Here is an 11,908-nt window from a genome sequence, read left to right as displayed (position 1 = left end):
ACCTATGGATGCCATTGAAGCATTACACACTCGTAACTCCGTAGCACTATTGACGGAACCGGCCCCAAATTCGGAACAACTTGACCAAATCATCCGAGCCGGGCTCAGGGCCAATGACCACGGTCGCCTCAGACCCTGGCGATTTATCGTCATTAAAGGTGATGCCCGCCACGGGTTGGGCGAAGTACTCAAGGAAATCAAACGTACAAGTCAGCCTGATGCAACCGAAAAGGAACTGGAACAAGCAGCAAGGGCACCACTACGTGCACCACTGATTGTAGTAGTGGTTGCCAAAGTTCAGGAACATGACCGCATCCCGGAGATCGAACAAATCTTGGCCACCGCCGGCGCAGCCCAATTGATGATGGTCGCCGCCCACGCCCTTGAAGTCGGTGCCATCTGGCGCACCGGTGCCCCTGCGTATCACCCTCTGCTAAAACGGTCATTCGGGCTCGAACAGACTGATCATATTTGCGGATTATTGTATATGGGTACACCCAAAGTTAGAAAGCCGCTGGAAGCTCTGGAGCCAGAAGCGTTTACCCAACACTGGCCTGGTGTAATGCCCGATTAAAAACCCGAAATAAAAATCCAAGTTCATGCGCTATCCTGTAGAGGATAGCTGCTTTCTAGACGATTACTGGTCAAGCCCTATGAAGACATTCAAACTCCTCTTCCTGATTTGTGCCATCAGCAGCGCCTCAGCGACAACGTTGGATCAATTCTCCCCACGACCGGTTCACGGATTTCCCTGGTCCGACGCCTGGTACTACTACATACATGATCCAGACGTCGGCTACTTCAAAATCGTATTTCTAACTTTCCTCAACCAAGATACAGGCGCAGATAAGCAGGAGGCGTATCTGCACGTGGTGTTCACTCCTAAAACGGGCCAGAAACGCGAATACGATTACTACTACAAGGATGTTGTGGCAGCCCCCGTCAACGGCGACAAACCCTATTCCTTCAAATTCGAAGTTCCCGGCGCCGCCAAGATAAATGAATCTTCCATTGAGTTGAATTTACCAGACGTGTCAATCAGCGCACAGTTCAAAGATGAGCATATCCACTACTCCAATGACGAAAACCCCGGCGCTAGTCCCTTCGGATGGGTAACCTCCCTGCCATTCGTAGAAAACCAATGGTTTGTCTTCAGCATGGCGACGGAGACTCAGTACAGATTCAAGGACCATTGGGCACAACACAGCGGTCATGGGCTAACCTATATCGACAGAGGCTGGAACGATGGTCAGGCAGCGGGAATGATCTATTTAATGGCGGTCTCCGAGCAGGTGAAGCTGATGTTTACCGGCGGGATTGACGGTAATCTTCCGATCGAGAGCTGGGCTGGCCGTTTGATTACACCAAAGCACAACTTGACCTTTTCTCCCTCCATCAAGGGTTGGGATACCACTACAAAATCCGACATTTGCGCCAGTTGGATGGAGGTACAAATGATAGAAGGAGACTATCGAGTCAAAATTGTTGCCGAGGCTCCTCTGGGGAGTTTCTACAATCATGTAACGCCTTCACTTACAGTGTTTCAATCTGAGAACCCTGTTATGAAGTCCATGAGTGCCAAAACCAGCGTGGAGGTCTACAAGAACGATCGGCTGGTCGAAACTGTCTCAGTTGATCAATCTATTCTTGAATACGGCGGCAGTCACTATTGCGATAAAATGCATGGTAAAGGCCAAGCCGCCGATTTGGTCAAGAGACCATAGAAATTAGGGTGTTTCGGTAAAACTTTTGGGTTGTTTTGGTTCGAGTTTCGGCAGCAAAGTGCCATTTGCTGCCGTTCGAATCGGCAGGGTTTTGCTCTCGCGTAGGTTGGATTAGCTCCGCTTCGCGGAGCGTAATCCGACGGTTCCGCCGGCGATGTTCGTTGGCTGCGGCCTGGTTTTTAACACCTTGGGATGTTGCTGCGAGAGGTGTTTTATACACGGCCGCCGCCAATTTAAACCTTCGGCGGAACGTCGGATTACGAAGCGCGAAGCGCTTCTAATCCGACCTACATTCGTGCGGCCGTTGCAGGCATCTGCGGCATCCCGCACCTTGCAAAAGAAGGTAAAAACGTGAAGGTAAGGGCCGCTTCGAAGGGAGCACAGAGCTCTAATTAAGAAACCAATTATCGATGCAAAGGGCCGATTCGGGGTGCATCCATATGGGACAATGTTCCGCCATGGATGGCGGAACTATTAGCGACCATGGACGGCTCGAGCGTGTTCCAGATGGATGCACCCCGAAGCGGACCGCCCCCGAACTATAAAAGAAAACGGCTCCCTTCGAAACGGCCCGCCACGATCCCTCTAGTGCACAAACTGCGAACTACGAAAGACAGCTTATGGCACTTTTCTGCCTATAGAATCACAGCAGCGTCTCTACAGTTATGTTCCAAAGATCAAAATTTTCCAACCGCCACTAACCCAACGGTGCGCCCCTCTCCCTTGATCCCGACAATCCCCAACTCCCCATCACGCCCCGGAAAGAACCCTCCGATATAATCCTCATCCAGCAGATTCTTGCCATACAAAGCCACTTCCCAGGCACCATCACTGGCACCAACCGCCAAGCGCGCATTGACCAACGAATAAGCAGACTGATGCGCACCGGGCTCAAGCGTCACAAAACCGTGAAAATCATCTTTAAACGCATACTCCCCACGCACATACCAGGTCAAACTGTCAGTCAAATTACCGGTATATTGAGCATTGAGATTAAGCGCAAAAGGGCTGTTCTGAGACAAGCGTTTACCACTCAGATCCTGAAACCCATCGGGAGCGGTAAACGTACTGTCCTCCGCCGAAGTACAACCCAATGCCTGCGATCCCGCAGGCGTACCGATTAGAGCCAACTTCTGAACATCATTACAACTGGCATTTTTATAGCTGTCATAACGCGCATCCGTATAGGTAATAGCACCATCAAAACTCAGATTTTCGGTTGCCATCCATAGAAAATCGGCCTCAAATCCCTCAACTGTCACCTCAGCGGCATTAGACAGAATACTGGACAACCCCGAAGTCACCTCGGGATTAAACTCCTGTACCTGATAATCCTGATACACCTGATGGAACACGCTGGCACTCACCCTCAGGCGGTTGTCAAGAAAAGTTCCTTTTACACCCACTTCAAAGCTGGTGGACGTTTCTTCTTCAAACGATGGCACACCTGGAGTATCGTTAAATCCACCTGGCTTATACCCCTGAGAAACACCCCCATAAACGTTCACATCATTGCTGATGCTATAAACCAGCTTCAAAGTACCGCCCATATTGCGGAAGGTATCGTCCTTGGGGGGCCCCAACGGCAAAGTCCCATCGCCATAATAGCCGGTAAAAAAAGAAGTCAGATTACGTTGATCCAGTTCAGTTTCACCGTAGCGCAGACCGAACACGATATCCAGATCCTCACTGTAAGAATACGTATTGTGCGTATACACAGACCACTCCGAATTCTCCCTATGGCGGGCCGTTACCAAAGGGAAACCGGTTCCCGTAACGATAGATGTCGCCTCATAGGAATCCAAAGTGTTGTAAAACAGACCATAGAGACTGCTCCAATTTCCATTGACATGAGTCAGTCGCAATTCCTGCGATACACTGCGCTCGTTTTCCGGGCTGCCTTCCGAACGGAACGGCAAAGTTGCATTTGGCAGGAAAGAGCCATCACCTCCTGACTGACCTTCAAATCCGGGCACCGCGCCACCCTGCTTCAACTCCCGGTCGAATACTTGATAGCCGGTGATCGAACTGAGTGTCCATCTGGAATCTATATCCCAAGTGATGTGCATAGCGCTGTTTTTGACCCGGATGTCTCTGCCTGAAGGAACCAATACTTCTGATTTATCATCGAAGGGATCCGCCGGCAGCGTAATAATTCCCGCATCGATCAACGGCTGACTGAAGACACCATAGCTGACACGGTCACGCACAGCATTGCGGACCCGCTGGTTATGCTGCTCATGGGTGAGGATTACTTCCAGATCATCGCTGTGTTGGTAAAGAAAACGTACGCGGCCGCCATCGGTTTCGCGGCTGGTTTCCTTCCCAGTGAGAATGTTGGTCAACTCACCATCGGTTTCCCCTCCGTAAGCCACCAGCCTTAACGCCATTTTGTCAGTGAGAGGAATATTGATTTTGCCTTCGTATTCGCGTTTGTTATTGCTGCCCAGGTCGACCTTAACGCCGCCCTCCAGCACATCAAGCTCCGGTTTCTTGGTCTTCATCACAATAGCACCAGCCGCCACCTCCTTACCGTACAGCGTGGACTGTGGTCCCTTAAGAACCTCAATCCGCTCCACGTCTATCAGACTGGTAAAGGCGCTGTCCAGGCGAGTGAGGGGAACATCATCGAGAAACATGGTCACCGATGGACGCAAGTTCGACGCAAATGGCGCCACACCCACTCCACGCAAACTGACCGCTTGTCCGAGGCCATCGCGGGTGTCGGCAATAAAAAGCCCCGGGGTGACTTTCACTACATCCACGAATTGATTGGTATTGGTTTTTTCCAGAAAGTCACTCGTCAATGCACTCACGGCATTGGGCACATCCATCAACGATTGCTCGCGTTTCTGTGCCGTAACGATAATTTCCTCGATCGCCCAACTGTCGTCATCCTCACTGGCGTGACTGCTCACAAGAGGCAGACTCGCCAAGGCGATGCTCAGTGGCAGCAGTTTAGCTGCGCAGGTGAATGAAGCTCCGTTTGTTCTGGTAGACATGAATCTCTCCGCATTCGTTTTTATTGAAGTCGTGATGCCCACTGAAGCGCAAACTCTCTCGTCACCAGTGTCATCGGTCGACTTCATTATGGCAAACAGCATCGCACATTCGACCCGTCAAGGGTATTGAAATGAGCCAAAAACGATTCATCAGGCCTTCAGTAATCCGTCCGAAATCACTTGATAATGATGGGTTATCTTAGCGAATTTGGTCATTTCGTAAAGGCATAAGTCTGGACGTCAAAAGCCATGCCAAACTGAACCAATTTGCTATTTTGTCCAATCCCCCGGTTCGTACAATGATCCCATCGAACAAGCCGAACAGAACACCAAAGGATCATTATGCAGACAGAACTGTGTAAACGACTGGGAATAGATCTACCCATTTTTGCCTTCACCCATTGCCGCGACGTGGTGGTCGCCGTATCCCGCGCCGGCGGCATCGGCGTATTGGGTGCCGTGGGCATGACCAACGAAAAGCTGCAGCGTGAGCTGGACTGGATAGACGAACATATCGGTGATTATCCCTACGGTGTGGATGTGGTGATTCCGCAGAAGTACGAGGGCCAGGGCGAGCTCGACGCGGACAAACTGGAAGCCAAACTCAAGGCAATGGTACCGCCACAACACCGGGAATTTGCCGATAAACTCCTGAGTGATCACGGTGTCCCTCCTATGCCCGATGAAGAGGAAACTCGACTTCTGGGGTGGAACGAAGCCATCGCCAGCACCAGTGTGGATATTGCACTGAGACACCCGAAATGCCGCCTGATCGCCAACGCCCTGGGCACACCTCCGGCCCACATTGTGCAACAGATACAGGATTCCGGACGCCTGGTCGGAGCCCTGTGCGGTCGCATCAAACAGGTCAAAGCACACCGCGACGCCGGGCTGGACTTTATCGTTGCCCAGGGCGGCGAAGGCGGCGGTCACACCGGAGACGTCGGCTCCATTGTACTCTGGCCTCAAGCCGTTGAAGCCGCCGGCGATATACCGGTATTGGCCGCTGGCGGCATTGCCAGCGGCCAGCAAATGTTAGCGGCCATGGCCACCGGCGTGCAGGGGGTATGGACCGGTTCCCTGTGGCTGGCCGTGGAAGAAGCCCATGCGCAACCAGCGCAGAAACAGTCCTACTTTGATGCCACTTCGGAAGACACGGTTCGCTCTCGCGCCTGGACCGGAAAACCCTGCCGCGTGTTGCGAAACCACTGGTCCGATGCCTGGGAGTTGGAGGATACCCCATCACCACTCGGCATGCCCCTGCAGGGACTGGTAACCAACGATGCTATGAAGCGCACCGGTCACTACGCCGGTGTCAGTCGCACTCAAGAGGTGGCCTTTAACCCAGTGGGACAAGTCGTTGGCCAGATCAATGCGGTGGAATCCTGCCGTAGTTTGATTACCCGGTTGCTGAACGAATACCTGGGCGCCCAGGAGCGTCTCAACCAACTGCTGGAACAGGCACAGGGATGACACCATGACAGACACATTGAACGAACTTCCGCCCCTGACCCAGGACTTTGAACTCGGATTTACCTACACGCGTTCGCTGGGGCCGGTGCTGAGCCGGTTTTTGACCGGCCTGCGCGACGGACAAGTACTTGCGGCGCGCACTCGGGCAGGAACCCTGCTGGTGCCACCACCGGAATTTGAACCCGTCTCCGGTGCCAGCATCAAGGAGCTCGAACCCGTTGCTGCCGAAGGCACTGTTCTCTCCTGGTGTTGGGTCAGCCAACCTTCCTCTTCCGCCCCCCTGAACAAACCCTTTGCCTGGGTTCTGGTCAGGTTTGAAGGTTGCGACGGCGCGATGTTGCACGCACTGGCGGCTGACGCCAAAGAACAGGTACACACCGGCATGAGAGTTAGGGTGCGCTGGGCCCCAGAGCGAGTGGGCAATGTGAAGGATATCGCCTGCTTCGAAGTCCACAAGCAGTGAGCTGAAAACGAATAGCGGCGACATTCATCCAGAAACCAGTGCCTTGAAATAAAAGCGAAGACCGATATGAGTTCCAATCCAAACGAATCCGCCGGGCCGGTCACCATGATGCAGGCCCCACTCTATTTGCAATACCGTTTTACCGCGGGCACCTCCAGCCTGTCCTTTCTGCACGCCATAAAACGAGGCCGGCTGATCGGACGCCGCTGCCCTGGCTGCGAGAGTGTGTACATCCCCTGTCGTGGCTCCTGCGCCCGCTGCGGCGTCGCAACCTGTGACAATATCGAACTGACTGATGAAGGCGTTATCGATAAATTTACGGTTGTTCACATCCCCATTCCCAACAATCCAATCAAACCACCCTTTGTGGTCGCCCATATCCGACTAAACGGCGCCGACAACGCCTTCCACCACCTGATCGGAGAAGTGGACAACGACAAGGTAAAACTGGGCATGAAAGTGAAGGCCGTGTGGCGTCCGGAGTCCGAGTGGGACTACGGTCTGGATAACATTCGCTACTTTAAACCACTGGGAGGTGAACATGACTGATATTGCCATTGTTTCCTACGCCCAGGCCCCCATGGTGCGAGATGCCGGTTGCGCCAACGAGGTGGAGTTGATCATGCCCGTTATCAATGAAGCCTTGCAGGCTTGTGGGTTGGCTCGAACCGATATTGATTTTGTGTGCTCCGGCAGTGCCGATTATCTCCAGGGGGCACCCTTTGCCTTTGTAGCTGGAGTGGATGCTCTGGGGGCGTTTCCACCCATCAAAGAATCCCACGTGGAGATGGATGCAGCCTGGGCACTCTATGAGTGCTACCTGAAAATGCTGGCGGGCGACATTGATTCTGCCTTGATCTATGGCTTCGGCAAGAGCTCTCCCGGCAATTTACCGGAAGTGCTTTCACTGCAGCTGGATCCCTACTATCTGCAGCCCCTCTGCCCCGACAGTGTTTCGCTGGCCGCCCTGCAGGCACGAGCTATGTTGGACGCCGGACGTTGTACGCGAGAGCAAATGAACGAGGTTGTCATCAACAGCCGTCGCCAAGCGCAGAAAAACCCGCGGGCACAGCTGCGCAAGCCCGTCAGCCAGGAACAACTGCAGGCGGAAGTAGATTGGATCGCGCCCCTAAAGAAATCCGACTGTTGTCCCATCAGCGACGGTGCCAGCGCCCTTGTCATCTGTCGCGAATCCCAGGCGCGGGAAATGGGCCTGCCTTATGCGCGCGTTGTCGGTATGGATCATCGCATTGAATCCCATATGCTGGGTTTTCGTGACCTGACAGATTCACCCTCCGCCCGAAATGCTGCCAAGTCGGCCGGCTTGCACAACAACATTGAAGCGGCTGAACTCCATGCCCCCTTCAGTCACCAGGAAATTCTTTTGCGGCAAAGCCTGGGGCTATCTGAAAATGTCGACATCAATCCCTCTGGTGGTGCCCTCGCGGGCAACGTCATGATGGCCGCCGGGCTGGATCGCATCGGCAGTATGGCCGCTGCCATATTGCGTGGTGACTACAAATTCGGGCTTGCACACGCGACGTCCGGCCCCTGTTTACAGCAAAACCTGGTGACGATTCTGGAGGCCGCATAATGGCAAATCATGCAGCAGTAATAGGAGTCGGTCAGGTCAAGTACCAGACCCAGCGAGACGATGTATCCATTGCCGGTCTTGTGCGCGAGGCTGCTCAAAATGCGCTGGACGATGCGCAACTGGAGTGGTCGGACATCGATGCCGTTGTGATCGGCAAGGCCCCCGATATGTTCGAGGGCCATATGATGCCGGAGCTTTATCTGGCCGACGCCCTATGCGCGACCAACAAACCGATTCTGCGGGTACATACCGCCGGCAGCGTGGGCGGCTCCACCGCCATTGTCGCAGCGTCTCATGTGCAAAGTGGCGTGTTCGAGCGGGTATTGACGGTCGCTTACGAAAAGCAATCCGAATCCAATGCCATGTGGGCATTGTCTTCCAAGCAACCCTTTGCCACTCACCTGAACGCCGGCGCCGGCGGTTTTTTTGCACCTTTGATTCGTGAATACATCCAGCGCTCCAACGCGCCCGCCGAGGTCGGCATGCAGGTGGCGGTTAAAGATCGTTTGCACGCTCTGCGCAACCCCCTCGCGCATTTGCATATGCCGGACATCGATCTCGCCACCGTAGAAGCCTCACCCATGCTGTGGGAACCGCTGCGTTTCCTGGAGAGCTGCCCATCCTCTGACGGCGCCTGCGCCATGATCATCGGCAGTGAACGCGCCGCCGCAGCAAGTCCGAAAAAGCCGGCGTGGATACGCGGTACCGCCATGCGTTCGGAACCGACCAACTTCGCCGGCCGCGAGCAGGTGAACCCACAAGCGGGTATCGACTGTGCCAAAGACGTCTATCGGCAGGCAGGCATTCAGAACCCGCGCAAGGATCTGGACACGGCGGAAATCTACGTGCCCTTTTCCTGGTATGAACCCATGTGGCTGGAGAATCTGGGCTTTTGTGATATCGGTGAGGGCTGGAAATTAACCCTGGAGGGCGCTACCTCTCTGCCTGAAGGCGGTGATATTCCCTGGAATTGCTCCGGCGGCGTCCTCTCCACCAACCCCATCGGGGCATCCGGCATGATCCGATTTGCGGAGGCGGCACAACAGGTGCGCGGTTTGGCGGGCGATTACCAAGTGGAGGGTACACAGCTGGCCTTGGGGCACGCCTATGGGGGCGGTGCCCAATTTTTTTCCATGTGGGTCGTCGGCGCCGAGAAACAGTAACCCGGTTGAGCAAGGAGCTCCCAATGAACGAGATACCTTTTAATATCGCCGACATGTTTGAACGGGTCGCGGACCGGATTCCGCAACGTACCGCTTCGATCTGCGGAGACGCGCGCATCACCTACGCAGAGTTGGACCAGCGCGCTAATCAGTTGGCTCACCACCTGTTGTCTATCGGTGTAAAGACCGGCGATCATGTTGGCGTTTACCTCTACAACTGCAATGAGTTTCTGGAAACCACACTCGCCTGTTTCAAGATTCGTGCGGTGCCGATTAACGTCAATTATCGCTATGTTGCCGAAGAACTGGCATACATCATCGAAAACTCCGATATGGTGGCCTGCATTCACGGCCGGGAATTTATACCCGAGCTGGCGGGCCTGAAGGGCGTCATTGGCAAATTGAAACACTGCATCTTTGTGGATGATGATACCAGCGAAGACCCGGCCATTATCGATTCGCAAGCCTACGAAGAAGTACTGTCAGCCCAACCTGATCGTCGCGACTTTTCCCCGCGTTCAGAAGAAGATCTGTTTGTGCTTTACACCGGTGGAACCACGGGTGCCCCCAAAGGCGTGATGTGGCCACACAAAGCCTTATATTTTGCCGCACTGGGTGGCAACAGCACATTGCACCCTGACGGGCCGATCAAAACCGCCGCGCAAATCGGCGAGCGGGTTGACCCCAACGCTGAAATGGTCTGCGCGCCCCTGGCACCACTGATGCACGGCGCCTGCTGGTGGGCTGCATTGTCTTCGCTGTTGGCCGGTCGGGTGATCGTGCTGTACCCCGGCCGCTCGTTCAAAGCCTCCGAAATCTGGCCAATGCTGGCGCAAGAAAGCGTCAATATCATCGCTCTGGTGGGCGACGCCATGGCTATCCCCTTGCTGGATGAAATCCGCGCGAACCCCAGCAAGTGGGATCTCAGTTCCCTGTTTGTCATCGGATCGGGCGGTGCGGTATTTTCCAAATGGGTCCAACAGGCCTTTAAGGAGATCTTCCCCAACCTGATAGTCACCAACTCATTTGGTTCTTCAGAAACCGGGTTACAAGGGGGTGACAATGGCAAGGCCTGCGACGGCCTTGGGCGCATCGCCCGTAACGAATTCGCCGATGTTGTCACCGCCGAAGGCAAGTTTGTCACACCCGGTTCCGGTGAACAGGGTTACCTCGCCAGGTCCGGGCATATACCCGTTGGCTATTACAACGACGCGCAAAAAACCGCCAGTACCTTTCTAAACATTGACGGACGCTTGTGGACGCTCACCGGCGATCTGGCCAGCGTCCAGGAAGACGGAACTATCGTTGTCTATGGACGCGGCAGCAACTGCATCAACAGCGGTGGCGAAAAAATTTTCCCGGAAGAAGTGGAACAGGCCGCGAAATCACACCCTTGTGTACTCGACGCACTGGTGGTGGCTACTCCCGATCCCCGATTTGGCAGCCGTGTTGCAGCGGTCGTGTCAGTTCGGCCCGGTACCCAGCTGAGCCTGGAAGAGTTGATGGAACACTGCAGCCAGACCATCGCCCGCTATAAGCTGCCGCGGGAATTGCACATTGCCGATCATATTTGCCGCTCCGCCAGTGGCAAACCCGACTATCGCTGGGCGCAGCAGTTTGCTTTGCAAAACCCGCCAATAGACGGAGAGGCACCATGAGTTTACTGGATATCAGTACCGATCATTGTCTTGTGGAACAGCGTGAACATACTTTGTTGATCACGCTGAATCGCCCCGACGCCAAGAACGCTTTCAGTCAGCAGATGCTGATGGGATTGTACCGTGCCTGGCGTCGCCTGGATGCAGACGGTGAACTGCGTTGTGCGGTACTCACCGCCAATGGCGACACTTTTTGCGCCGGTATGGATCTCAAGAGTGGCCCTGACCAGGCCCTTGCTGCTGAGTTTGACGCCCTGCGACAACAGGTACCCGACTTGCATTGGCAGGCGCTGCTGCGCCACCAGGTGCCGTCAAAGCCCATCATTCTTGCCGTCGAGGGCTATGCCCTGGCCGGTGGAACCGAAATCCTGCAGGGAACCGATATTCGCGTCTGCGCAAACAATGCCGTGTTTGGTATTACCGAAGTGGCCCGTGGTTTGTTTCCACTCGGCGGTTCCAGCGTGCGTTTGCGCCGACAGATACCTTACTGCCTCGCCGCTGAAATGTTGCTGACCGGACGCCACGTCAGCGCCCGTGAAGCGCTGGATTGGGGCCTTGTTAATCGTGTGGTTGAACCGGGGCAGGCGCTTGCAGAGGCACTCCAAATAGCTGGGAAAATCTGCACCAATGGTCCACTCGCCGTAGCTGCCGTGCTCAAGTCGCTGAGAGCGAATGGTGCTCACCTCTCGGAAGAAGAAGCCCTGCGGCAAGAACTCATCATAGGTCAACCGGTTTTCCAGAGCCAGGACGCCCAAGAAGGCATGCGCGCCTTTGCCGAAAAACGCCCACCGATATTTCGCGGTCTCTGACCGACAACCAACGGAAAAATAC

The 11,908-nt window shown here is 54.6% G+C and carries 10 protein-coding genes; 9 read left to right on the top strand and 1 reads right to left on the bottom strand.

The annotated features are described in order from the left end of the window. Positions 1–4: 4 nt before the first annotated feature. Both HBA55_RS21235 and HBA55_RS21230 read left to right on the top strand, forming a co-directional pair. The gene (locus HBA55_RS21235; RefSeq protein WP_166995617.1) at positions 5–574 is read left to right on the top strand and encodes a nitroreductase family protein; all 570 of its coding nucleotides are present in this window, start codon (positions 5–7) and stop codon (positions 572–574) included. 79 nt (positions 575–653) lie between these two features. Continuing rightward, positions 654–1,724 carry a hypothetical protein gene (locus tag HBA55_RS21230; RefSeq protein ID WP_166995615.1) on the top strand — a complete coding sequence of 357 codons (1,071 nt, stop codon included), beginning with the start codon at positions 654–656 and terminating at the stop codon, positions 1,722–1,724. A 677-nt stretch (positions 1,725–2,401) separates the two neighbouring features. On the opposite strand, the gene HBA55_RS21225 is transcribed toward HBA55_RS21230, so the two are convergent. Next, positions 2,402–4,726, bottom strand: a complete 2,325-nt coding sequence (locus tag HBA55_RS21225) for a TonB-dependent receptor (protein ID WP_166995613.1) — start codon at positions 4,724–4,726, stop codon at positions 2,402–2,404. Positions 4,727–5,068: 342 nt separating this feature from the next. On the opposite strand from HBA55_RS21225, the gene HBA55_RS21220 reads away from it, so the two are divergent. The 7 genes from HBA55_RS21220 to HBA55_RS21190 all read left to right on the top strand — a co-directional run bounded on the left by HBA55_RS21220 (position 5,069) and on the right by HBA55_RS21190 (position 11,886). Further along, positions 5,069–6,199, top strand: coding sequence for a nitronate monooxygenase (locus tag HBA55_RS21220; RefSeq protein ID WP_166995611.1), 1,131 nt, complete (start codon positions 5,069–5,071; stop codon positions 6,197–6,199). Positions 6,200–6,203: 4 nt separating this feature from the next. Next, entirely contained in the window at positions 6,204–6,662 is a 459-nt protein-coding gene (locus HBA55_RS21215; protein WP_166995609.1) for a Zn-ribbon domain-containing OB-fold protein, read from the top strand. A 66-nt stretch (positions 6,663–6,728) separates the two neighbouring features. Then, a complete protein-coding gene (locus HBA55_RS21210) occupies positions 6,729–7,211 on the top strand; it encodes a Zn-ribbon domain-containing OB-fold protein (RefSeq protein ID WP_206019910.1) in 483 nt (160 codons plus the stop codon). Next, positions 7,204–8,256 (top strand): lipid-transfer protein, encoded by a 1,053-nt coding sequence (locus tag HBA55_RS21205; protein WP_166995607.1) that lies wholly within the window; start codon positions 7,204–7,206, stop codon positions 8,254–8,256. Before HBA55_RS21210 ends, HBA55_RS21205 begins: the two co-directional genes overlap by 8 nt. Continuing rightward, on the top strand, positions 8,256–9,419 hold the full coding sequence (locus HBA55_RS21200; protein WP_166995605.1) for a thiolase domain-containing protein: 1,164 nt from the start codon (positions 8,256–8,258) through the stop codon (positions 9,417–9,419). The genes HBA55_RS21205 and HBA55_RS21200 overlap by 1 nt, the downstream gene beginning before the upstream one ends. A gap of 23 nt (positions 9,420–9,442) precedes the next feature. After that, complete coding sequence (locus tag HBA55_RS21195; protein WP_166995603.1) at positions 9,443–11,077, top strand: acyl-CoA synthetase; 1,635 nt, start codon at positions 9,443–9,445, stop codon at positions 11,075–11,077. Beyond that, a complete protein-coding gene (locus HBA55_RS21190; RefSeq protein WP_206019909.1) occupies positions 11,074–11,886 on the top strand; it encodes a crotonase/enoyl-CoA hydratase family protein in 813 nt (270 codons plus the stop codon). Before HBA55_RS21195 ends, HBA55_RS21190 begins: the two co-directional genes overlap by 4 nt. Positions 11,887–11,908 lie beyond the last annotated feature (22 nt).

It is taken from the genome of Pseudomaricurvus alkylphenolicus, from assembly GCF_011683955.1.
GTDB classification, from domain to species: Bacteria; Pseudomonadota; Gammaproteobacteria; order Pseudomonadales; family Cellvibrionaceae; genus Pseudomaricurvus; species Pseudomaricurvus alkylphenolicus.
The sequence above is the reverse complement of the archived record's forward strand: the minus strand, read 5'-3'. Positions and strand labels throughout refer to the sequence as shown.